Origin of the sequence: Rhizobium sp. CC1099, assembly GCF_029714385.1 — a bacterium.
In the GTDB taxonomy this organism is placed as follows: Bacteria; Pseudomonadota; Alphaproteobacteria; order Rhizobiales; family Rhizobiaceae; genus Rhizobium.
In genome coordinates this window covers 734,263-755,963 of sequence record NZ_CP121642.1, presented here as the reverse complement: position 1 = coordinate 755,963, position 21,701 = coordinate 734,263, and the positions used below count along the sequence as shown (strand labels likewise).

The 21,701-nt window shown below is 56.2% G+C and carries 19 protein-coding genes and 4 pseudogenes; 14 read left to right on the top strand and 9 right to left on the bottom strand.

Translation table 11 applies throughout. The features are described from left to right. Positions 1-85: 85 nt before the first annotated feature. The 3 genes from QA644_RS24820 to QA644_RS24810 all read left to right on the top strand — a co-directional run bounded on the left by QA644_RS24820 (position 86) and on the right by QA644_RS24810 (position 2,752). Entirely contained in the window at positions 86-1,666 is a 1,581-nt protein-coding gene (locus QA644_RS24820; protein ID WP_283073696.1) for an ATP-binding protein, read from the top strand. Beyond that, positions 1,659-2,315, top strand: coding sequence for a response regulator transcription factor (locus tag QA644_RS24815; protein ID WP_283073695.1), 657 nt, complete (start codon positions 1,659-1,661; stop codon positions 2,313-2,315). The genes QA644_RS24820 and QA644_RS24815 overlap by 8 nt, the downstream gene beginning before the upstream one ends. A gap of 68 nt (positions 2,316-2,383) precedes the next feature. Next, on the top strand, positions 2,384-2,752 hold the full coding sequence (locus QA644_RS24810; RefSeq protein WP_283073694.1) for a response regulator: 369 nt from the start codon (positions 2,384-2,386) through the stop codon (positions 2,750-2,752). Positions 2,753-3,191: 439 nt separating this feature from the next. Here QA644_RS24810 and fdhD read toward each other — a convergent pair. The 4 genes and pseudogenes from fdhD to QA644_RS24790 form a co-directional block, all read right to left on the bottom strand. Next, positions 3,192-3,917: pseudogene (gene fdhD, locus QA644_RS24805) on the bottom strand (formate dehydrogenase accessory sulfurtransferase FdhD); the annotation flags it as partial. Between the two features lie 108 nt (positions 3,918-4,025). Beyond that, entirely contained in the window at positions 4,026-4,802 is a 777-nt protein-coding gene (gene istB, locus QA644_RS24800) for an IS21-like element helper ATPase IstB (protein ID WP_283073693.1), read from the bottom strand. Positions 4,803-4,820: 18 nt separating this feature from the next. Continuing rightward, a pseudogene (gene istA, locus QA644_RS24795) lies at positions 4,821-6,373 on the bottom strand (IS21 family transposase). Between the two features lie 325 nt (positions 6,374-6,698). Continuing rightward, the gene (locus QA644_RS24790) at positions 6,699-7,271 is read right to left on the bottom strand and encodes a response regulator (protein ID WP_283073692.1); all 573 of its coding nucleotides are present in this window, start codon (positions 7,269-7,271) and stop codon (positions 6,699-6,701) included. Positions 7,272-7,475: 204 nt separating this feature from the next. On the opposite strand from QA644_RS24790, the gene QA644_RS24785 reads away from it, so the two are divergent. Together QA644_RS24785 and QA644_RS24780 are read left to right on the top strand one after the other, a co-directional pair. Next, positions 7,476-8,816 carry an MFS transporter gene (locus QA644_RS24785; protein WP_283073691.1) on the top strand — a complete coding sequence of 447 codons (1,341 nt, stop codon included), beginning with the start codon at positions 7,476-7,478 and terminating at the stop codon, positions 8,814-8,816. 148 nt (positions 8,817-8,964) lie between these two features. After that, positions 8,965-9,918 (top strand): AraC family transcriptional regulator, encoded by a 954-nt coding sequence (locus QA644_RS24780; RefSeq protein WP_283073690.1) that lies wholly within the window; start codon positions 8,965-8,967, stop codon positions 9,916-9,918. 55 nt (positions 9,919-9,973) lie between these two features. Here QA644_RS24780 and QA644_RS24775 read toward each other — a convergent pair whose 3' ends face one another. Continuing rightward, a complete protein-coding gene (locus QA644_RS24775; RefSeq protein ID WP_283073689.1) occupies positions 9,974-10,330 on the bottom strand; it encodes a hypothetical protein in 357 nt (118 codons plus the stop codon). A 455-nt stretch (positions 10,331-10,785) separates the two neighbouring features. Here QA644_RS24775 and QA644_RS24770 point away from each other — a divergent pair, with 455 nt between their 5' ends. The 4 genes and pseudogenes from QA644_RS24770 to QA644_RS24755 all read left to right on the top strand — a co-directional run bounded on the left by QA644_RS24770 (position 10,786) and on the right by QA644_RS24755 (position 13,985). After that, positions 10,786-11,928 (top strand): HlyD family secretion protein, encoded by a 1,143-nt coding sequence (locus QA644_RS24770; RefSeq protein ID WP_283073688.1) that lies wholly within the window; start codon positions 10,786-10,788, stop codon positions 11,926-11,928. Positions 11,929-11,946: 18 nt separating this feature from the next. Then, a pseudogene (locus QA644_RS24765) lies at positions 11,947-13,113 on the top strand (DHA2 family efflux MFS transporter permease subunit); the annotation flags it as partial. Positions 13,114-13,156: 43 nt separating this feature from the next. Next, positions 13,157-13,419 (top strand): annotated as a pseudogene (locus QA644_RS24760) (MFS transporter); the annotation flags it as partial. A gap of 104 nt (positions 13,420-13,523) precedes the next feature. Then, complete coding sequence (locus QA644_RS24755; protein WP_283073687.1) at positions 13,524-13,985, top strand: GNAT family N-acetyltransferase; 462 nt, start codon at positions 13,524-13,526, stop codon at positions 13,983-13,985. A 145-nt stretch (positions 13,986-14,130) separates the two neighbouring features. Here QA644_RS24755 and QA644_RS24750 read toward each other — a convergent pair whose 3' ends face one another. Further along, the gene (locus QA644_RS24750) at positions 14,131-14,646 is read right to left on the bottom strand and encodes a DNA starvation/stationary phase protection protein (RefSeq protein ID WP_283073686.1); all 516 of its coding nucleotides are present in this window, start codon (positions 14,644-14,646) and stop codon (positions 14,131-14,133) included. Between the two features lie 332 nt (positions 14,647-14,978). On the opposite strand from QA644_RS24750, the gene QA644_RS24745 reads away from it, so the two are divergent. From QA644_RS24745 to QA644_RS24725, 5 genes are all read left to right on the top strand, one after another. Continuing rightward, positions 14,979-15,953, top strand: a complete 975-nt coding sequence (locus QA644_RS24745; RefSeq protein WP_283073685.1) for a cation diffusion facilitator family transporter — start codon at positions 14,979-14,981, stop codon at positions 15,951-15,953. Between the two features lie 96 nt (positions 15,954-16,049). Beyond that, positions 16,050-16,433 (top strand): fluoride efflux transporter CrcB, encoded by a 384-nt coding sequence (crcB, locus tag QA644_RS24740; RefSeq protein WP_283073684.1) that lies wholly within the window; start codon positions 16,050-16,052, stop codon positions 16,431-16,433. A gap of 54 nt (positions 16,434-16,487) precedes the next feature. Then, positions 16,488-17,138 (top strand): response regulator transcription factor, encoded by a 651-nt coding sequence (locus QA644_RS24735; RefSeq protein WP_283073683.1) that lies wholly within the window; start codon positions 16,488-16,490, stop codon positions 17,136-17,138. Positions 17,139-17,811: 673 nt separating this feature from the next. Continuing rightward, positions 17,812-18,549, top strand: coding sequence for an SDR family oxidoreductase (locus QA644_RS24730; RefSeq protein ID WP_283074018.1), 738 nt, complete (start codon positions 17,812-17,814; stop codon positions 18,547-18,549). 32 nt (positions 18,550-18,581) lie between these two features. Next, positions 18,582-19,481 (top strand): SDR family oxidoreductase, encoded by a 900-nt coding sequence (locus QA644_RS24725; RefSeq protein ID WP_283073682.1) that lies wholly within the window; start codon positions 18,582-18,584, stop codon positions 19,479-19,481. Between the two features lie 886 nt (positions 19,482-20,367). Here the strand turns inward: QA644_RS24725 and QA644_RS24720 are convergent. The 3 genes from QA644_RS24720 to QA644_RS24710 are packed head-to-tail and all read right to left on the bottom strand — an operon-like array spanning position 20,368 to position 21,067. After that, complete coding sequence (locus QA644_RS24720) at positions 20,368-20,619, bottom strand: transposase (RefSeq protein ID WP_283073681.1); 252 nt, start codon at positions 20,617-20,619, stop codon at positions 20,368-20,370. Continuing rightward, a complete protein-coding gene (locus QA644_RS24715; RefSeq protein WP_283073680.1) occupies positions 20,604-20,825 on the bottom strand; it encodes a transposase in 222 nt (73 codons plus the stop codon). Before QA644_RS24715 ends, QA644_RS24720 begins: the two co-directional genes overlap by 16 nt. A 17-nt stretch (positions 20,826-20,842) precedes the next feature. After that, complete coding sequence (locus QA644_RS24710; protein ID WP_283073679.1) at positions 20,843-21,067, bottom strand: transposase; 225 nt, start codon at positions 21,065-21,067, stop codon at positions 20,843-20,845. Between the last annotated feature and the right edge of the window lie 634 nt (positions 21,068-21,701).

Genomic DNA, 21,701 nt, shown 5'->3' with positions numbered 1-21,701 from the left:
GCGTCCGGTCCGTAAACCACACTTATGTATAGGTTAGGTTGCCCGGGAAACAGGATATGCTCGCTACAAATAGCCTGGGGGAACAATGTCTATAGGGTCAACTTTACTCCGCGCCCGCGGTGCAGATGACGGCCACAACGTGGTCTTTGGCCTGGCTGCCATCGCGCTTGCCGGCGCGGTCTTTTACGTGGATACATATACGGACATCGAGGGTGCTATTGCGGTTCTCTACGTCGTGACGATGTTGCTTGCCGCGCAGGCGACAACACGCGTTGGCCTCTTTGTCATCACCGCCGCATGTGCCGGTCTCACGTTCCTTTCCTATGCGATGACGCATGGAGACGATGCTGATCTCCAATCTTTTGTCCGATTGATCGTAGCTCTCTCGGCGCTGTTCGTTACCACGCTGCTACTCGTCAAAACGGAGTCCTCGCGTCTCGCCCTGCTCTCGAGCAATTCCTCATTGAAGGAAAGCGAGGCAAGATACCGCTCCATTTTCGATCGCACGCGCGTTGCACTCTGGGAGCGAGACTATTCTAAGCTGCGCAGCCACTTGATGGATATAAGGGCGCAGGGTGTGACCGACGTAAAGGCGCATGCGCGTGCCAACCCGACCTTCGTGGATCATTGCATCGGACTTATCGGTGTTGTCGCTGCCAACGAAGCAGCGAGAGAGTTGCTTGGGCCCGAGTCTTCGGCGCATGGTACCTTGCGTCGGTCCATTATCACGGGCCATGACAGGTTTCTTGACGTGCTACAGGCAATCATGGATGGCGTGAGGGTTTTTGAGGGCAAGGTTGAGGTGCGGGCGGACAATGGCGAGGACAAGCTTGTGCTCCTCAGTATCGCGTTTCCGGAGGATGCTTCTGCGTTCAATCGTGTTGTCGCCAGCATGGTGGACATAACGCAGCGTGAGATGGCGCAACAGGCGCTGGCCCAAGCACAGGCAGAGCTGACTAAGGCATCAAAAGCTGCAACGGTTGGGGCGATGTCGGCGTCGCTTGCCCATGAACTCAACCAGCCGCTGGGAGCGATTGTCGTGAATTCGCAAACGCTCCTGAGGTGGCTTGATCGCGATCCTCCAGATCTCGGGGCGGTGCGTCGGTCTGCCGAACGAATGATCAGAGACAGCCAGCGCGCGAGCGAGATCATCCAAAACACCCGCGACCTGCTGTCTCCATCGACGAAGAAGGTTGAAAACATCAACCTGGAGAGACTGGTCAATGAGACCTTGGCTCTTATGGAGCACGAACTTCAGCGGAGTGGCACCACGGTGCAGGTCGGGAAAATGACTCATGTGCCTCCGGTCTCGGCCGTGAAGATCGAACTCCAGCAGGTTTTGATCAATCTGCTCAGCAACGCGATTCAGGCCATGGATGAGGCTGACAGCTCCACGAGGGTCGTTAGCATAGCGACGTCGCGACCGGATATTGAGCACATTAGTATCGCGGTTAGTGACACTGGCCCCGGAATTGCCGAGGGTTTTAAAGATAGGCTCTTTGCCCCGTTCTACACAACGAAGGTCACGGGAATGGGGATGGGCCTGTCTATTTGTCGTACGACACTAGAGGCTAGGGGCGGCAGGCTTGATGCCTTCAACCACCCAGAAGGCGGCGCGATATTTGAGATGACCCTGCTAATTAAGCCGGAGATGGACAATGCCTGACGTGCGTAAGCTGCAAAAAGAGCCGCCTGCGCCTGTGGTGTTCATCGTTGATGATGATCTCTCCATACGTGAAGCACTGACGGACCTGTTTCGTTCGATGAAGTTTAGCGCTGAAGCATTCGAAAGCGCCACTGCCTTCTTGGAAACGGCGGACCTTGATCGTCCGGGCTGCATTCTTCTTGACGTCCGCCTGCCCGGCGTCAGCGGTCTGGATTTCCAGGCGCAGTTGGAGCGGATAGGTAGCAAAATGCCGATCGTCTTCATGACCGGCTTTGGGGATATTCCTATGAGTGTTCGGGCTATGAAGGCCGGAGCCGTTGATTTCCTTACCAAGCCTTTCAAAGATCAGGACATTCTAGACGCCGTTTCAACCGCGATGGAGCGCGATTTTGCGCGCCGTCGGCAGAGCGCTCAAGCTGAGGCAATCGCGTCACTGGCGGGAAGCCTGACACCCCGCGAGCGCGAAGTGATGGAGGCAGTCGTGAAGGGACTGATGAACAAGCAGATTGCCTTTGAACTCGGCATCAGCGAGGTCACTGTGAAACTGCACCGTGGCAACGTAATGCGGAAAATGGATGTTCGATCGGTAGCCGAGCTAGTGAGGAAGACCGAAATTCTCAGCGAAGGCGTGCGGCCACCTGTATCTTAGTATGGTATCTTTTGACCCGGCAGACGCGCATATTGGCAGCGACAAACAAATAAGAAAAGGTCGGTTTCTTGCCCCCAGTTCCTACCATAGCCGTGGTTGACGACGACCAGGCCATCCGTGAAGCCATGGATGATCTCGTTAAGTCTTGCGGCTACGAGTCTCGGTTGTTCGCGTCGGCGGAAGAATTTCTCGCCTTCGAGCCGCGCTCCACAATCGATTGCATGCTCGTCGATGTGAAGATGCCCGGCCTTAGCGGGATCGAACTGCAGGCAGAGCTAAACAAACGGGCGGAACGCCCGCCGATGATTTTCGTCACTTCATACAAGGACGACAGGACTCGCAACTCCGCACTCAGCGGAGGCGCGTTTGCGTTTCTTGGTAAGCCCGTCGATATCGAAAGGCTGATCGGCTGTCTGGAGTCAGCGCTGGCGCGCTGATCGGAGCGAGACTACGGCAAGGTTCACCGTGGCTGGCCAGAAATGTGTTGCTTATTCAAAACCGGCCTAAGGAGGCAGGCAATGTTCTCGTTCACTAAGCCTCACCGGTCGAAGGGAAACGGATTACTGCTATTGAGCTTGTGCTTAGTGAGTCGTCTGTCCAGGCGGTCGCACAGCTTGCGTTGCGAGTTTAGGCGAGATGATGTGGAGGATGTCATGCGTTTCGGCAGGCGGCTGGAAGCGCTTAGGCAGTCGATAGATAACTCGTTTGCTGAAAACTAATGACGAGCCATACGTCACGCACCTAGACAAGCATCTCCGCCCATTCACACCTTCCGGAAGCCTATTTTACTGGCCGCACACCGACAGCAGTTCCCACGGCAGCCAACGCAATGCGAGCCCCGCCAACTGGCTCGAGACAAGATGCACCCGCGCTCTGCTAGCCGAAATGGCGAAGCTCCCCGGTAGGAGCAGAAAGCAAGATGCGGTCCTTGCCCGTGAAGATTTCATAATCGTCGCCTCCAGCAAGGCCTACCAAGGTAATTCCGGCCTCCTGAGCAACGCGAATAGCCATCGCGGTTGGCGCTGAAATCGCAACTAGGAGCGGTCAGCCGAGAATGGCTGTCTTCTGGACCATCTCTACCGATATTCGGCTCGTCACCACGACCGCGCCGCGTTTCGGGTCGGTGCCAGTGCGCGTCATGGCACCGCAGAGTTTGTCGAGTGCGTTATGTCGCCCAACATCCTCACGAACCGTGATCAACCCCTCAGCTGGCGTATAGAAGCCCGCGCCATGGACTGCCCGGGTCTCGGCGTGGAGCGGCTGCGAGATTGCAAGTAGATATACGGCGCGAGCGAGGTCATGGCCTGTTATTGCAAAGCTGGAGTCTAGTATCCGAGGAACGGCTCGCATGGCTTGCTCGATAGACTCAATGCCACAGAGACCACAGCCAGCCGGCCCCAATATGCTACGCCGCCGCGCAATATGCGTCTCGGTGGCGTCGTCGGTGAGGAATATCTGGATGTTGATCCCCACTTCTGTATCGACGATGTCGATCGAGGAAATCTCGTTTACACTACCGATAATTCCTTCGGTAAGACTGAAACCGATAGCAAAATCCTCAAGGTTGTCCGGGGTCGCCATCATCACAGCGTGTGAGGATCCAGTGCGGATTTCGGATTAACGGGACATCGATTCCGGTAAATCCCGGACAGTCGTTTCACTAAATCGCGGACAGTCTCGGGGGATCGACTTTCGTTCGCCTGGTTGATGTCATGGGTTATTGATTTCGGCGTTTCGCGCTTCGGTCAAGAGCGGTCGTGGTTTTTGCTTCCTCATGCTGTCTCCTTCGAGTGCAATTCGATGGGCGTTATGGACGATGCGGTCGAGGATGGCGTCAGCGATCGTCGGCTCCCCGATCATCTCGTGCCACTGCGCCACGGGGAGTTGGGCGGTGATCAGAGTGGATTTCCGGCGGTAGCGCTCTTCGAAGATTTCCAGGAGATCGAGCCGCTGCTGATCGCTGAGCGCATGGGTTCCCCAGTCATCGAGGATGAGCAATTGAACACGCGCGAGCTTGTCGACCAATCGAGGGAACCGACCGTCGAGGCGCGCCAGCGCCAAATCCTCGAAGAGACGGGGCATCCGGACATAGAGAACGGAATAATCGAGGCGGGCCGCCCGCCGTCCGATGGCGCAGGCAAGCCAGGTTTTGCCCGTTCCCGTTTGTCCGGTCAGGATCAAGTGCTCATGGGCTTTGAGCCATTCGCCTTGGGCCAGGGTGAGAAGCTGTCGGCGGTCAAGGCCGCGATGGGCGGCGAAGTCGATGTTCTCGATGCAAGCGTCGGGGAAGCGCAGTTTGGCGATTGCAAGCCGGCTGGTCAGGCGCTTGTCGCCGCGCACGGCCATCTCCCGGTCGAGCATCAGGCCCAGCCATTCATCGCGGTTGAGATCGCTGCCCTCGGGCTGATTGGCCAGTTCGCGATAAGCTGCCGCCATGCCGGATAGACCGAGTGCGTGCATCTGGTCGAGGGTTGGATGTGTGAGCATGTGAGTGTCTTCCTTTCTTCACTGGTAATAGGAGCTGCCGCGGATGTTGCCGTGCGCTGGGGCGGCTTGACCGGCTCGGCGACGGGCGGAGCCTGATCGAGGCCGGATTTGAGGATGGTGCTGACGGAGGAATAGCTGAGCGCATTGATCGTCAGTGCCCGATCGCACGCCGCCTCAAGACGCTCAGGCCCGAACCGGCGCGCGAGCGATAGAACGCCTTGAGCGGCGCGGTATCCCTGCTGGGGATGGGGCCTGTCGCGCATCAGCCGCTCGATCAGGATCGCCGTGCTGCGACCAATCTTTGCGGCCTGCTTCACAAGGCTTGCCGGTGTGGTGTTGGCATAATGCTGATGCGTTTTGGGCATGTGCTCGTTGACGGTGACATGACCAGCTCGCTGCGACGTCCGGCGGTGGCTGGCGACACGTTGGTGATCGTGGAATATCTCGACGATCCGGCTTGTGAGCCGGACATCGACCTGGCGGCCGATCAGACGATGGGGAACGGAATAGAAGCACTTGTCGACCTCGACATGATAGTCGGGATGAACCTTTGCCGATTTCCATTCGGAATATTCGAATGGAGTTGCCGGCAAGGGTGCGAGCGCGTCTTCCTCGATTTCCTCGAAGAGCTGACGTCGGGATTTGCCAACCCGTCGCATCGGCCGGTTGTTGAGATCGTTGAGAAGCTGGCTGATCCGCACGTTGAGATCGACGAGGCTGAAGAAGCGGTCGTTTCTCAGCCGCGCCAGGATCCAGCGCTCAACGATGAGAACGCTGCCTTCGACCTTTGCCTTGTCCTTTGGCCGTTTTGGACGGGTCGGCAGGATCGTCGTGTCGTAATGCTCGGCGAACGCTGCAAAAGTGGCGTTGATGGTCGGCTCAAACCACAAGGGCTTGGCAACGCCGGCCTTGAGGTTGTCGCAGACGATCGCTTTCGTCACGCCACCGAAGAAGCTCAGTGCCCGTTGCTGACCCTCGATCCAGTCCGGCAGCCGTTGAGTGAAGCTTGCATAGGCGAAGGTGTACAAGGAGGCGGGCAGAACGGCGACGAAGATCTGCGCCAGCCGGATCTCGCCCGTCGCCGGATCGATCACCGGGACGGTGTGGCCGGCGTAGTCGGTCTGCATCGCCGCGCCGGCAATGTGGCGATTGCGGAAGGTGGCGCTGGCGCGCTGTTCGAAAGCGGCGAAACGCTCACAGAACCATGTATATCCATAACCGTTGGGGTGCCGTCCGCGATATTCCTGCCACAACAGCGTCAGCGTCACGCCCTTTCGCTTCAGTTCGCTGGCGATCTTGCCCCAGTCGGGCTCGTGCATGTCCTGGGGCGGGCGGCCGCGACGATGGAACAGGCGGCGCTGCAAAACAGCGTCCTCGTCAAGCCCAGGCGGCAACGGCCAGCCCGTCAGCCCGGCCTCACGCGCCCGCAGTAGGTAGGTTGAAATGGTCGTTTTGCTGATCTTCAGCCGTTCCGATATCGCACGAACGGAAAGGCCCTGTTCGTGCGTCAGTCTCAATATCGATCGAATGTCCTTCACACTCGTAAGCCTCGCCTGCTTCCGTCTCGCCATTCACCGCACCCCTTTCAAATCGGGGTCCAGAATGGCAAGACGGCGCGTGCGAAAGTCGATCTCTTTATCGCCGAAAGACTGTCCGGGATTTACCGGAATCGCTGTCCGGGAATTAGCGGAAATGCTGTCCCGGATTTAGTGAAATCGCTGTCCGGGATTTAATGGAATCCCTGTCCGCGAATTACCGAAACCCGCAGATCCAGCGTAGGAAATTGCGATTGGAACTTCCTCCGGGACGGCGCGCGTGCCTGAAAACAACCGCCCGTCCTTATACGAAAGGCGGCTGGTGAGAGACGAAATCGGACGCGAGGACGACATATCAACGTCACAGCAAGGGTGAGCGCTTGAGAAGCCGTTGCAGCGTCCTCCGATGCATCGACAACTGGCGCGCAGCGCGCGCCACTTTCGCACCACAGGACATGTAAACATCCCTGATGTGTTCGTGTCTGAGGCTATCGGGAGTAGCAAATGACGGAACGAGGTTAGGTTGGCTGGTCTCCTTGTTCAAGAGAACGTCGATTAGAAGGTCTAAGTCGACCGGCTTTGGAAGAACATCACTGGCTCCCGACTTGATAGCCGCAACAACATTGGAGAGATTGCAAAATCGGCTGTGAACGAGCGTGCGGCACCGCGGATAGCTCTTCGCAATGCTCTCGACAATTTCAATACCGCAACCGTCGTCGAACACGAGTTCCACGACAGCATAGGAAATTGTTCTTTCGCGCAAATGCCTCCGCACCGCGTCAGCCGTATCTGCTAGGCACACATAAAGTCCATTCGCGACCAAGCGCTCAACGAGTGGTGAGTTCGGCTCAACGTCGGGATCGGCAATAATCACAGCGTGCCGTTTCGTCGAAGCGCGATGCTTGCTCGTATGAATGAAATCAAAGGATGTCATCATCGTCCCCGTTTGTTCAATTTGTGCGAACTGTACGAGGATCGCACCATACTAGACACTATACATTGGGCTAGGGCTTTCGGAGGTGGGACGCCTCAAGCACATAGCAAGTAAACAAGCATCCAGGCGTGCTAGCATCTCTTGAAATACGGCGCGCCATCTGCATAAAATCCCGCGGAGCGTTTATTTCTTGAGGGGAACACTATGCAGCTTAACAACGTATCACCCGCAGTGCGTCCCCTCACGTTGCAGGACCTCAAGACACTTGGCCTGTCCTCCCTGGGTGGTGCACTCGAGTTTTATGATTTCATCATTTTTGTCTTCTTCACTGCGGTATTCGGCAAGGTTTTCTTCCCGCCGGATATCCCGGAATGGCTGGTTGCCATTCAAACGTTCGGAATCTTTGCCGCTGGCTACCTCGTGCGACCTATTGGTGGCATTGCATTGGCGCATTTCGGTGACCTGTTCGGACGGAAGAGTGCCTTCGCATTCTCGATCATGCTGATGGCTCTATCGACGCTTGGAATGGCCGCCTTGCCAACCTACGGCTCCATTGGCATGGTCGCTCCCGTTCTGCTCATTGTTCTTCGTATACTCCAAGGAGCGGCCATTGGTGGGGAAGTTCCAGGAGCATGGACTTTCGTTAGCGAGCACGTTCCCTCGCGCCATGTGGGGTTCGCGTGTGGCTTGATCGCCGCAGGGCTTACTCTCGGAATCCTGCTTGGTTCGCTTGTTGCCACTATCACCAATACTTTCTTCTCTGCCGATGAGATCGTGCGATACGCTTGGCGTCTTCCTTTTTTCCTTGGCGGAATATTTGGGCTGCTAGCTGTTCTCCTTCGCCGCTGGCTCCAGGAGACACCGGTCTTCGCCGAGCTAAAGCAGAAGCGTTCTCTAGCTGCCGAGCTTCCATTGAAGTCAGTACTGCGCGACCACCTGAAGTCAATCGTGATATCCATCCTCCTCACGTGGGTTGTCACCGCCGGTATCATTGTGACGACGCTTATGACGCCTACTCTGTTGCAGAAGGTGTATGGCTACACTGCTCAGCAGTCTCTCAGTGCAACGACCTTCGGAACGCTATTTGTAATCATTGGCGCTGTCGCCGGCGGTGCAATTGTTGACCGCGTGGGGTCAGGACGGTTTTTCATTGGGGGAAGCGTGCTGTTCGCGACAGGCACCTTTACCTTTTACACTTACGCAGGTACTTCATTGGCGGCCCTTTTTTTTCTTTACGCGATTATGGGGATGTCCGTAGGCATAATTGCGGGCGTCCCATACGTCATGGTCCGGGCATTCCCCGCGCAGGTGCGTTTCACTGGCGTATCCTTCTCCTACAACGTCGCTTATGCAGTCTTCGGTGGCCTCACGCCACTTGCCATCGCGTCGCTCCTTCCGTTCAGTTCGATGGCCCATGCGTATTACTTGCTGTTCATAGCAGTTCTCGCGTTGGCGGTTGGTATGTATCTGGTTATGTGGGGTGACGGCGTTGAAGCCGAAGTTGGTCTTGAAGAGTTCGCCGAGCGCTTCGCGGCCGGTTCCTAGCCTGCGGTAGGAATGCTCCGAAATTGCTCTCTGAGGCAATTAATATAGCAATTTGAGGGAAGACGTAGACCTTCCCAAATGGCAAGGTTTGCGGGCCGCTTTCGGAGAGTCCGAAGTGTGCCCTGAAATAGCGTAACGGAACACCACTATGACTGAGGAGACAGCGACCGCACGTGAATCGTACAGAGGTCAGCGATCACGCGTAATTCAGTCGGAGACCCGGTGGCAAAAACCTCCCGAACCTCAGGCCAAGCAAGAACATAGCGGGTCAGGCATAGCGCTCGCGCGCTGGTCTAAGAAGGATATCACCAAGCCCCTCGAACTTGTGGCAGATGACGTCAACGACGCGCATTTCGTAACCTTCTCGGTTAGATCGGCGGCGATTGATTTTACAGTTGGGTCAAAGCCAGTCACGTCCGGCATCGTTCGGCAGCACAAGGTGCTTTTGCAAGGTCCCGTATGGGAGCGTCGCCAATCGATTTATCACGAGAACTTCGACCTCTTCCGCATCTACTTCTCCCAAGCGCTGCTCGCTGAGTGCTTCGAAACAGTTCATGGAAAGCCACCCACCTCCGATATCATGCTCTTCGATTTACACTTCATCGAAGATCCCGTTGTGCAGTCACTGACTCGAGCACTGCTAAGTGTTGAATCGGATAGCGGAAAGTATGGGCCGGCGTTCGTCGATGGTGCCGGCCTGGCCCTCGCTTCATGGCTCATCGATCGCTATACCGGAGGAGACGGAACCAAAGTCGAAAAGCTCTCGGCGGCAACTCTTTCAAAAGGACGTCTCCAGCGCACCTTAGAGTATATTGAGGCGAACTTCACGAAGACTATCCATCTTTCGGAACTGAGCGCGGTCGCTGGATTGAGCCGAGTTCACTTTGCCGCGCAGTTTCGAACGGCCACGGGCCATCCGCCATACGCTTACATATTGCGACGGCGTATTGAGGAGTCTCAACGGCTGCTGCTGGAGGGTTCACTATCGACAGCCGAAGTCGCACTGATTTTAGGTTTCGCGAACCAAGCGCATTTCAGTAGCGCCTTCAAAAAGATTATCGGCGATACGCCGGTTAGTTGGCGTAGAAAAGTGACGGAGTAAAAGCCTCAGGGAGATAGAGATGGCCCGGCGCTCGTGCTCCGGGCCATTCGACATCTCAGCGAATGAAGAAGGTGATGCTGCCGTCGGCAGCCTGCTGGGCATTAACAACGTCGTCGACCTTGATGCCCTTGGCTGCAAGCTTTTCAACGAGCGGCTTGTTTTCCTTGATCGAAGCCTGAATGTTCTTGACGCCGTCAGCGGAGCGCGGAATCGCCGTGTCTTGGGCATCCGGCTGATCCTTCTGGTTCTGATAGTCATTCAGATACTTAACATCGAACTCGTTCTTGAAGGTGCTCAGGGTCTTTTCGATCTGGGGGCCGTCGTTCATCTCGAGGCTGTCTGCATAGCTTACGCCTGCGAAAGCAACAGACGAAATGATGGCGGCCATGGCAAAGTTCGTAACGCGGTTCATTTGATTTTCCTTCCAAAGGGGCTTTTAGCTACCTGATGGGCAGCGATTTTTCGGGTTTCGGGGCTGTTCCCCGGCTTGCCACCTTGTTTGCGGTGACAGGGAAAACTTATGTCCCCGCGCAATTTGGAGAAATCATACTGACGTCTTCCGCATCCTAGACTTTGGTTTGTGGAGGCTCGCGGCGACTGTCGCGGGCCAACATCGAGTGGCTCGACTTAGCCGAAGGTGAAAGCGTAAGCCTCGGCTTCGGCATCCAGAAATCTGATCTCGAAGGGGTTGTCTGGGTACTAGCCACCTGAACAAAGGTATTGGCAAGGCCAACGTCCGTATGATTTCGCCGCGGCAGCGCGATCCTTAGTTTGAAAATAATCCGTCCTCAGGGCGGAAGTCCCAGTCCTCCTAGACGGTGTCCGGCGGGCTGGAAAATCAATCCCCCAGTCAGACAGGAGGCAGCGATGAGTCCCATAAAAGAACCCCAAGCGTCGGCCACCGCGGGTGGAAAAAACACCGTAAGTAGCGCCATCGAATCTCCCATATCGCACACGCCTTCGTGGAGAAAGGCACTCTACGGCGGGTTGGGTTTCCTTGTGCTTGGCCTGGGTTCATATACCGGTTGGCTCTATTGGGCGGTGTGGCAGTACCAGCAGTCTACCGATGATGCATATGTGCAAGCTGATATAGTTTCTATCGCGCCTCAGGTTTCCGGCTACATTAAGACGGTTCTCGTGAATGATAATCAGCGCGTAAGGGCAGGTGAAACTCTCGCCACGATCGATCCCCGAGACTATCAAGATGCTCTCGATCAGGCCAAGGCCGATGTCGCTCAAGCTGAGGCGAATATTGCCAGTATCTTGGCTGAACTTAATGAGCAGCAGGCAATTATCGCTGAGGCTGAAGCGACCGTGAAGACCGACCAAGCCTCTAACCTTTTTGCTCAGCAGAATAACGAACGGTTTGTGTCACTCGTGAAGAGCGGTTCTGGGTCGATCCAAGAAGCTCAGCAAGCCGCGTCGCAGGCTGGTTCGACTGAGGCCACGGTTGCCAAAGACCAAGCTGCGCTGGAGGCGGCGAAGAAGCAGGTAGACACCCTAAAAGCGCAGTTGGACGAAGCGAAGGCGACACTCGTGCACAACCGGGCCGCCCTCGCTCAGGCGCAGCTAAATCTAGGCTATACGGTCCTCCGCGCGCCGGTTGACGGGGTAATCGGTGCGAGGTCTATTCGTGTGGGGTTGTTTGCCGAGCCCGGTGCCCAGCTCATGGCAGTCGTCCCCGTGGATGATGCTTACGTGGTCGCGAACTACAAAGAGACGCAGCTCGAGGATGTCAGGCCAGGGCAATCAGTCGCTATCACCGTCGATACGTTTCCGGGAACCACGGTTCGAGGATCAGTAAACAGTGTCGCGCCAGCCAGCGGGCAGGAGTTCTCCCTGCTTCCTCCCGACAACGCAACGGGCAACTTCACAAAGATTGTCCAGCGTGTGCCGGTTAAAATTACCATCGATAAGACCGATCCGCTTGCAGGGCGGCTCCTGCCGGGCATGTCCGTGACGGCAACGATTACGGTCGGACGGAATGCCAACGCTGCCGTGACCCAGTAGTCGAGGGGGCAGCGCGGTATGGAAAATACTGAAATTTCGGCCGTCGATGCGACGGCCAGCGCGAGTCTGCAGCAGTGGCTATCGGTCGCTGGATGCATGGTCGGTGCTCTTATCGCGGTCCTGGACATCCAGGTCACCAATGCGTCACTCCCCGACATCGAGGGTGGTATCGGCACGGGGTCAGACAACGGCACATGGATCTCCACGGCCTACTTGATCGGCGAGATCATAATGATTCCGCTTACTGACTACCTAAGTCGCGTCTTCTCGTTTCGGCGCTTCTTGCTTGGCAACTTGGGCCTCTTCCTGGTCTTCTCGGTTGGATGCGCGTTCGCGAGTAACCTCAGCGAAATGATCATCTTGCGAGGACTGCAGGGTTTTTCGGGAGGCGTCATGATCCCGATGGCCTTTACTCGAGTCTTGACGACAATACCCTTGCGCCAACAACCGATCGGGCTCGCCTCCTTCGCATTAACCGCGACCTTCGGTCCCGCGATTGGGCCAACCATCGGCGGCTACCTCACGGAGAACTACGGTTGGCAATACATTTTCTTCATCAATCTAATTCCAGGAGCGATTATGTTCGCGCTCCTTTATCCGACGCTTGAGCGCCGTGAGATGGACCTGGGGCTCCTCAGAGAAGGAGACTGGTGGGGAATTTCGTTTATGGCCGTAGGACTCGCCTCACTCCAGACGGTTCTCGACGAAGGAAATCAGGACGACTGGTTTGGTTCGACCTACATTTTGCATCTATCTCTTCTCGCTGCGGGCTCCCTCACCATCTTCGCCATAATCGAACTCGTGGTCGAGAAGCCCGCAGTGCATCTCAGGCTTCTCGCAATGAGGAATTTTGGGCTAGGCACGTTGGCGAACATAATCGTTGGTTTTGCACTGTTCGGCTCAATCTACGTGTTGCCGGCGTACCTCACGGAAGTCCAAGGATACAACGCCGAACAGACCGGCGCAGTCCTGGCCTCAGCCGGCGTTCCTCAACTCTTCATTATTCCCCTTGTACCGCTTCTCCAACGCTTCATTGACCAGCGCGCCATTGTATGTGTCGGCTTGGCGATCTTTGCACTGAGCTGCTTCTTGAACATTCACCTGAGCTATAACGACAGCGGAGGCCAATTCATGGACACCAATGTTGTTCGTGCGGTCGGCCAAGCCATCTTGATTGCACCGGTCAGAATACTTGGCCCGTCACACTAAGCGTGCAATGGGCTCCGCGGTTCAGTCGCTTCTCGCTCTTTGGCTCTTCGAGCGCTTCGAACTGTCGCTCTCGCAGGCGGGCGTATTCTTCTTCTGGACCGGTGTGCTGTCGGCGTTTTCGTTTCCGGTGGCCGCGCGGTTGTCGAAGCGCATCGGTCTCGTAAACACGATGGTCTTCACTCACATCCCGTCCAGCATGGCCTTGCTCTCGCGGCCCTCGCGCCGACCTTGCCCTGGGCTCTTGGCTTTCTGCTCGTTCGGGCTGCGCTGTCGCAATTGGATAGCGCTGTTTGCCTCGCGCCTTGACCATGCGCGTATTGCAGTTTCGAATAATACCGCTGTGACAGAGATGGCAAAAATGCGCCAATTGCGGTCATTGCGCCCCGATGGACCGCCCCTATAATCGTTCTCTGCGAGAGGCTGCTGATTTGAAGCTGGTACAGGTATCGAGCCAATCTGAATGGGAGGCGTATCATCAGATTCGACGGCATGTGCTGTTCGATCTGCGCGGATTGTCTGGATACGACGATCACCATCCTGACGACAGAAAGCCGGAGCATATTCCGCTGATTTTTGTCGATGGCAATGAGTGCGTCGGTGCCGTCCGTCTTGATCTCACTGGGAACGGGAATGGGGTGGTTCGCACGGTTGCAATCGTTGCGGAGCGCCAGCGGCAAGGTATCGGCCGAGCCATGATGACCGCCGTCGAGAGACTAGCCATGGCTCACGAGGCAGTCAGGCTAGAAGCCCACGCAGCGCCCGACGCAGTGGGTTTCTATTACAAAATTGGCTGGGAAATTGTCGATGCACGCCGGCCCAATCCTCTTGTGGCAAAGCTTTTGAAATGACCGCTTCTTGACGCTCTCATCAGGGGAAACGGACATTACTGCTCCTCGGGGCTGAATGGGGCGGACGAACTGAATAGCGGTCGGCTACGCCCTAAAAAATCAGGGCGAGCCGAACTTGTAGAGCGACCGGATCCGCAACCTGGTGTCAAAGGCGGCGGGTCGTCTCGAAAAGGAACCAATGGCGACGCTCAGTCTCATCGATCCAGTTTTCGATAAGGCTCGTCGTCGCATGGTCACCGAGATCGGAAGTCATTTCATGCAACTCACGAAGCGCTACTGCGAGCTGCTTATTGTCGTCGCGAAGTTCGGCGAGCATATCTTCGGGGGTTACAAATTCGGCGTCGTTATCCAAGAGACGCTGCAGCCGAGAAATATGGCCGACCGAGCGTAGTGTGGTTCCGCCGACCTTCCGGGCTCGTTCTGCAATGTCGTCAGTCATTGCGAAAATCTGCTCGCCCTGCTCGTCGAGGAGCAGATGGTAGTCCCGGAAGTGTGGGCCTGACATATGCCAGTGGAAGTTCTTGGTTTTGAGGTAGAGAGTAAAGACATCCGCCAGAAGCGTCGTCAATGCTGCCGCGATATTCTTCGTCGTGTTTGCCTCGAAGCCGCTCGGCGTCGCCAAAGGCGAATTTCGGGTTGCCGTCGCAGATGTACGCTGCATGTGTTTTCTCCGTGATAGATGGACGACTGTCTAACGCAGCCACAGAAACCTTATGGCTTTGCTTCATCGACGACCACTTGGCAAAGGTTCAGCTTCGCCCACACCAAGGTATGGTTACCGCGTACCTCCGACGAGGTTACGGTTATCGGTGTGGCTCGGATCGGTTTCTGTGTCCCTCACGAGGGCTTCTACTGCCGGATCGGAGATTAGGCAGGTAACGCTGTCCACTGAAACGAGCGAGACCGTGACAACTATTCGCAATAATGGAGAGCAATGTGACCCAGCTCAGTCTGGATCTAGGCTTCAAGCTCGCCGCAAAGACCAAAGCCGGATTGACGATCGTCATCATTGGACTGATCAGCGATCTCGTGATCGCCACGATAAAGTTCGTAGCCGCGTATTTCTCTGGCAGCGCGGCGATGTCGAGCGAAGGCATCCACTCCCTGATCGATGCGAGTACAGAAGTGATTCTCTGCTATGGCCTGATCGTTTCATCTAGAAAGGCCTCCCCTCTACACCAACTCGGATATGGTCGTGAGGTATATTTCTGGAACTTTGTCGTCGCGGTTCTGATCTTTTCCGTAGGCGCTGGTGTAACTCTCCTTGCCGGTTTCCGGCAGGTAGCGTCTCCACGCCCGTTGGAGAATGAGTGGGTGACATATGTCGTCCTGGCGCTCTCGGCGGTTGTCGACGCCATATCTCTCTGGATCTCAATCCGTCGTGCGGCAGGATGCCGAGGTCGAGAAACTCTGTTCGCCTTTATGTATCGCCGGCGTGATCCGACGACGCTGACGATCGTCGTTGGCGGCGTCGCTGCGCTTGTCGGACTTGCCTGCACGGCCTCCGGCATCATTGCGTCCCAGCTGACAGGGGACCCTCGGTACGATGGGATTGCCTCGATCGTCATCTCCGTGATTTTGGCCCTGGCCGCCTTCAAACTTGCAGCGGATAGCAAGGCACTGCTGATTGGCCTACCTGCAGATCCGGTTGTCGCAAACAGCATCATCAATCAAATCGAAAAATGCGCTTGCGTCCGGCGGGTGAACGGGATGGTCAGTGTCCACCTTGCACCCGAGCAGCTTTTGGTCGCCGTAAGTGTCTGGTTCGACGCCCATCTATCAACCGAGGAACTGGAGGCAGCCATCGTTGAGGTGGAGAACGGTTTGCACTCCCAGTTCCCATCCATACGCGCTCTCTTCATCGAACCGCAGACGCCGGAACGCTTCGACTCCTTAAAGGGGAGTCTGAGTTCGACATTGCCGGCGGTCGTCCGGGATCACGCTCCTCAAATGCATGCGGCTGAATGAAGGCCGAGCAGTCAGGGAAGACCGCGTGGCCGAGCTGGTAATGCTTGCCGGCGCAAAGCAAACAAACTTTCCTGTGAAGGATGTGGGAAACCAGAAATGGCTTATCTTCTTGTATTTTTGGGTGCTGGGATTGGCGGCGTTCCAAGGCAATTCGTAAACCTCGCCTTGCCCCGCATCACCAGTTCCGACTTTCCGTTTGGCACCCTCGCCGTCAATATCGTAGGTTCGGTCGTCATGGGCGCAATAGTCGCGTGCTTTGCGCTTAGGGCCGGCCTGTCACCCAGCCTCAAAATCTTCCTGACGACCGGAACCCTCGGCGGGTTCACCACGTTCTCCACGTTTTCCCTCGATTCCGTTAGCCTGTGGGAGCGCGGCCAGACAGGAGGCGCAGTCCTCTACGTGGCAGCTTCGTTACTTTTCGCGATAGCGGGACTCGTCATCGGGATGACCATTGTTCGCCTTCTCGCTGCGCATCAATAGAGACCAGGACGCTGATGATAAGCAAGAGCATTACTTACGCTACAAGAGGTTCCCATGGCCGCTGCCATAGATGATAAAGAGACGCCGGTCATATATATCGTCGACGACGATGTCTCTATGAGAGAAGCCCTGTTTGATCTGTTTGGGTCGATGAATCTCAAGGCGATCACATTTGAAAGTCCAGCCGATTTCCTGGCCAAGGCGAATTTGGACCGATCCGGATGCATCGTCCTCGACGTTCGGCTGCCAGGTATAAGCGGACTAGATTTTCAAACTCATCTTTCCAATCTTGGTTGTACGATGCCGATCATTTTCATGACTGGCTTCGGAGACATCTCCATGAGCGTGCGGGCGATGAAGGCCGGCGCGGTCGACTTTCTGCCAAAGCCGTTCAAGGATCAGGAGATCTTGGATGCCGTGGTTAACGCTATCGAGCGCGACAAGATTTGGCGGAACATGCAGCGGAACGTTCAACTGGTGGAAGGCAGAATTCGCTCGCTAACGGCAAGGGAGCGGGAAGTGATGAACGCTGTCGTTCAGGGCATGATGAACAAGCAGATTGCCTATGCGCTCGGGATAACCGAGATAACAGTAAAACTACATCGCGGGAACGTGATGCGAAAAATGGCCGTGCGGTCAGTTGCAGAGTTGGTTCGTATGGTCGAGCTTGCTCCTAACGGCAGTAGCGTCGAGGGGGGCAAATAGAATGTACCGACCGCCCCGCAGAATTTGCAGACACCCTTCAATAACCTCAAGACACGGGCGGCATCCCAATCGATCACACTCGCGTCGCCACGAGACACCGCTGACGCAGCGGCTCATTTTGCTCCTGATGCAAAAGCACAATGAAGACCTTGTCGAAGGCCGTTGCCTCGATTCTCGTCCTTCGCTCCCTGGCACCCGCGTCCCTCGCAACCAAAATGTCGATCAAAGAAGACCCGCTGCTGTGTCGCAGCAGAAACGGATTGTCGAAATCGCGGAGACAATGAGGTCGCTGGCACAGTTTGCTGCCGATCAACAACGACATGAGATGGGTGCTCTTCTCAAGCAAATCGCGCAAGCTCTTGAGGAATTTGTCTCTTCACCGGTTTCTGACGATTTGGCGCGCCTCCTGGCGCAGCGTGCGACCAAGACGGTCGCTAAGATCGCCGAGAGCCTGGACATCCATACAGTTACTTTCGCGTCGGCGCACAGCTCCACTAATTTTTGCGCCCTAGCCTCTCAGCTTACATTGCTGCAAAGCTCGCCACCTACGGGCGTGCGTGAGCTGCGCGAGGCGTACTATCCATCTGTCTCGTCCTCTTACACCTCAGTACAGGTGTGTCCTTCTCACAAAGAATCTAGCGTCACCTTGGACCAAAAAGCAAGGAGATCGGTCATGTCGAATACGAGCAAAGTCGCGATCGTTACTGGGGCATCCGGCGGAATCGGAGGAGCAGTTGCTCTTCGTCTGGCCGCAGATGGCTTTGCAGTCGCTGCACACTATGCTGGTAACCCCAAACACGCACTCGAGGTAGTCAAGCAAATCGAAGACAAAGGTGGCAAGGCGTTTGCTGTCGATGCGGACATCACTTCAGCTTCCGCTGTAGCCGACATGTTTGCGAAGACCAAGTCGACCCTGGGTCACATCACGTCGGTCGTACATTGCGCCGGTATTATGCCTCTCTCGACGATTGAGACCGGCGATGTCGCACTGTTCGACAAGGTCATCGCGATCAATCTGCGCGGCAGCTTCATAATTCTCGGCGAGGCTGCGAAAGCGATCGAAAAGAATGGAAGCATCGTGGCCTTCTCCACAAGCGTCGTCGCCACCAATTTCCCGAGCTACGGCGCTTACGTGGCGTCGAAAGCTGGCGTCGAAAGCCTGGTGCGAGTCCTAGCTAACGAAGTGCGCGGCCGGAACATCACTGTCAATGCTGTCGCACCTGGCCCAGTCGCTACTCCGCTCTTCCTGGACGGCAAGACGCAGCAGCAAATCGATCACCTCAGCAAGATGCCTCCGCTGGAACGCCTCGGCCAGCCGGAAGACATCAGCAACGTCGTTTCGTTCCTCGTGGGTCCCGATGGCGCATGGGTCAACGGTCAGGTCGTCCGTGCAAACGGCGGTTTCGCCTGAGTTATCAGATAACTTTAAGAAGGAGATTTTACATGAAAAAGGTCATTCTCATTACCGGCGCATCCAGTGGTTTTGGTGCAATGGCTGCCCGCGAAGCAGCCAAGGCCGGTGATATCGTGTATGCCAGTATGCGCGAAACGGCTGGGCGCAACGCTAACCAAGTCGCCGAGATCGAAAAGTACTCGAGCGACAATGGTGTCGAGCTGCATGCGATTGAACTGGACGTCCAGTCAGACGACTCCGCGGACCATGCGGTCCGGACGATCATCAACAAGCACGGTCGCATTGATGTCATCGTTCACAATGCGGGCCACATGGTGCTTGGCCCGGCTGAGGCGTTTACGCCTGAGCAGTACGCCGAGCTGTATGACATCAACGTTCTTAGCACCCAGCGCGTCAACCGCGCCGTCTTGCCGCATATGCGTCAGCAGGGCAACGGTTTGGTCGTCTGGGTATCGAGCAGCAGCACTCGCGGTGGCACGCCGCCTTACCTAGCCCCCTATTTCGCCGCGAAGGCGGGTATGGATTCCTTGGCTGTCAGCTACGCAGCAGAACTGACCCGATGGGGTATCGAGACCTCGATCATCGTGCCGGGTGCATTCACCAAGGGTACCAACCACTTCGCCCACTCCGGTCGTCCGAGCGACCAGGAGGTCGCCGCCGAGTACGACAACGGTCCTTACAAGGGTATCGTCGATGCGTCTGTTCATGGACTGGCACAACTTGAGCCGGCGGACGCGGATCCGAGCGAAGTTGCAAGAGCAATCGCCCGCGTGATCTCTGCTCCATTTGGCACCCGTCCGTTCCGCGTCCACATCGATCCTTCCCAAGACGGTGCAGAAGTCGTTAACGGTGTGGCTGATCGTGTTCGCCAGGAGATGTTCCGCCGTATCGGCCTTGAAGACCTTCTTCATCCAAAAAAGAATGGTTGACCCGGGATCCCACTCGGGACGTGGCGAAGCTGCTTAACTCTGGTGAGCAGACCCACTGATAGCTGAAATGAACGAGCAGGCGCGTTTATAACGCGCCTGTTCTTTTGATCGCGTTCGTATGGATCTAGGGAAGTGCGAGTCAGGTGGTCGCGCTGTTACTCTTCCGCGGGGTTAAACGGCTTAAAGCAGCGATTGCAGTGGTCAGCATGAAGAGTCGCCGGTTTGCACGAGGACATGGCAGGGGTTGCCTCGCAACCGTTGGGAAGATTCCGTTCTGCTGGGTCTCGCGGGAACGCTATAGATCCTCCGCGATGCACGATATCTACAATGGTAGAATATCCCATAAAAGCAATATATTCGTGAAGCTAAATAGTCAGCTGGGTAAGAAGAGCTTGCGCCAATTTGATAACTTCGCCCTGTTGACAAAGTGCCGCTGCCGATGCGAGCTTTGATTTCGGGGGAACGTCATGGCGACACTTAGGATTTACGATCTCCAAGACCAGGTCCTCGCGCTTGATCTCAGAGACTTGCTGCGGCTTTTGGCTCCGCAATCGTTGGATGCAAACTGGATCGTTTCGACGGTCAAGTCATCCAAACCTGGGCACGAATAGTTTGAGGCTACAGGTGAAGGCGGCATACAGCTTGAAGGATTGGCGCAAGACAATGCCCAGCTTTCGGGCTCTGATTTAGCCGCGTTGGCTGAGAATACGCGGCAGGTTATCTGGGGGAGTTCGTCGGCCTGCCACCCGCACAATTGGATAAAACGTGGGTGGTAATCCGGGCGGTCGACAGCACATTCTACGAGGTCGATACGGACGACGAAACGGTGCTGAGCAAGATTAGCTCGACCTACAAAGATGTCCGAGTTGTGAAGGCTCCGGTTACGTCATGGCTTTTGCAGCCCCCCGGTGAATGATGGCAGCCAAGCGCGAACGGCAGCAAGAGCGAGGAATGCAGCGAACGACCTCGCCGTCCTATCATAGCGGGTGGCCACGCGCCGAAACTGCTTGAGCTTGTTGAACAGGCGCTCGATACGGTTACGATCTTTATAGGCTCGAAAGTCGCAGGCGGGCGGGTCTTTCCGGTTGGTCTTCGGCGGAACAACGAGCCTGATCCCATGGATCAGCAGTTTTCGCACAGAAAATCGCTATCATAGCCCTTGTCGGCGAAAAACAGTTTCGGTTTGCCGATCGGCATAGTCAGCAGGTCAGGAACGGCTTTGCAATCCGACGCTTCGCCAGCTGTCAGGATGAAGCCGAGAGGACGTTCTTCAAGCGTCTGCGCGGGCGTGGATTTTCGTCGTGAAGCCTCCCAGTGGCCGCGAACTGTAGTGCTATCGATCATGTGCTGCCGGTCATCCGTCAGCCCAATTCGACAAGCGTTTCAAGAAGTGCGTCCCACACGCCTTGCTCCGCCCAGCGACGGAAGCGCACATAGACGGAATTCCACTTGCCGTAGCGCTCATGCATGTCGCGCCGCGGGCAGCCGATCCGAAGAACATGGAGCATCCCGTTGAGATATCGCCGGTTGTCATGGGAGGGGCGAGATTTCCTCCCCCGCTCGGCAGGCAACAGCCGTTCAATCATCCGCCATTCCAAATCCGTCAGATCGCCGCGAGCCAAAACCGCCTGCTAAAAGCCAGTCTTGAATCATGCCCCGAGTAATTTGGGAATCCACTTTGCCAACAGGCCCTAATCCTGCTGGGATCGCCTGCGCATCCTTTGGAGCGTTCGCCGATTTAGTTTGAGTAGTTTGGCGGCCTTGCTGACGTTTTGGCCGCAAACGTCCAAAACAGCCATTATATGGTCTTGACGAATGTCCCGGGAGCACACGAGTTCGGGGAATGCTGCCTCGAACCCTATGCCTAGGAGTACACGCAGCAAAATATCTGCTGTCTGAGGTTTCGGGAGAGCATCCGCTGCGCCAGCCTTCACGGCTGCAATGGCGCTGGCGATGGTGCAAAAGCGGCTACAAGCCACTATCCTGCAACGAGGCTGTAACTCAGCAATCATCCTTATAAGCGCGAATGGATCGCCGTCTCCGAAATGCAATTCAACGAGCGCAAAATCGAATCGCTGTTTTCGGAGCGCTTGCTTCGCCTGTGCGATGGTTCGTACGGTGCAAGCCCTATACCCCGCGGCGACGAGCCACTCGATAACGCTGGCGATTTCCTCGAAGTTTGGATCGGCTATTAGAACAGCAGCAAGGCCGATCTGTGTG

What these genes read in the sequence shown, in the direction of transcription:
- QA644_RS24770 (WP_283073688.1), top strand. Translation starts at nt 10,786, where the DNA reads ATGAGTCCCATAAAAGAACCCCAAGCGTCGGCCACCGCGGGTGGAAAA.
- QA644_RS24730 (WP_283074018.1), top strand. Translation starts at nt 17,812, where the DNA reads ATGTCGAATACGAGCAAAGTCGCGATCGTTACTGGGGCATCCGGCGGA.
- QA644_RS24820 (WP_283073696.1), top strand. Translation starts at nt 86, where the DNA reads ATGTCTATAGGGTCAACTTTACTCCGCGCCCGCGGTGCAGATGACGGC.
- QA644_RS24710 (WP_283073679.1), bottom strand. Translation starts at nt 21,067, where the DNA reads ATGATTGAACGGCTGTTGCCTGCCGAGCGGGGGAGGAAATCTCGCCCC.
- QA644_RS24790 (WP_283073692.1), bottom strand. Translation starts at nt 7,271, where the DNA reads ATGACATCCTTTGATTTCATTCATACGAGCAAGCATCGCGCTTCGACG.
- QA644_RS24815 (WP_283073695.1), top strand. Translation starts at nt 1,659, where the DNA reads ATGCCTGACGTGCGTAAGCTGCAAAAAGAGCCGCCTGCGCCTGTGGTG.
- crcB (WP_283073684.1), top strand. Translation starts at nt 16,050, where the DNA reads ATGGCTTATCTTCTTGTATTTTTGGGTGCTGGGATTGGCGGCGTTCCA.
- QA644_RS24750 (WP_283073686.1), bottom strand. Translation starts at nt 14,646, where the DNA reads ATGCAGCGTACATCTGCGACGGCAACCCGAAATTCGCCTTTGGCGACG.
- QA644_RS24735 (WP_283073683.1), top strand. Translation starts at nt 16,488, where the DNA reads ATGGCCGCTGCCATAGATGATAAAGAGACGCCGGTCATATATATCGTC.
- QA644_RS24775 (WP_283073689.1), bottom strand. Translation starts at nt 10,330, where the DNA reads ATGAACCGCGTTACGAACTTTGCCATGGCCGCCATCATTTCGTCTGTT.
- istB (WP_283073693.1), bottom strand. Translation starts at nt 4,802, where the DNA reads ATGCTCACACATCCAACCCTCGACCAGATGCACGCACTCGGTCTATCC.
- QA644_RS24755 (WP_283073687.1), top strand. Translation starts at nt 13,524, where the DNA reads ATGGACCGCCCCTATAATCGTTCTCTGCGAGAGGCTGCTGATTTGAAG.
- QA644_RS24780 (WP_283073690.1), top strand. Translation starts at nt 8,965, where the DNA reads ATGACTGAGGAGACAGCGACCGCACGTGAATCGTACAGAGGTCAGCGA.
- QA644_RS24725 (WP_283073682.1), top strand. Translation starts at nt 18,582, where the DNA reads ATGAAAAAGGTCATTCTCATTACCGGCGCATCCAGTGGTTTTGGTGCA.
- QA644_RS24785 (WP_283073691.1), top strand. Translation starts at nt 7,476, where the DNA reads ATGCAGCTTAACAACGTATCACCCGCAGTGCGTCCCCTCACGTTGCAG.
- QA644_RS24715 (WP_283073680.1), bottom strand. Translation starts at nt 20,825, where the DNA reads ATGATCGATAGCACTACAGTTCGCGGCCACTGGGAGGCTTCACGACGA.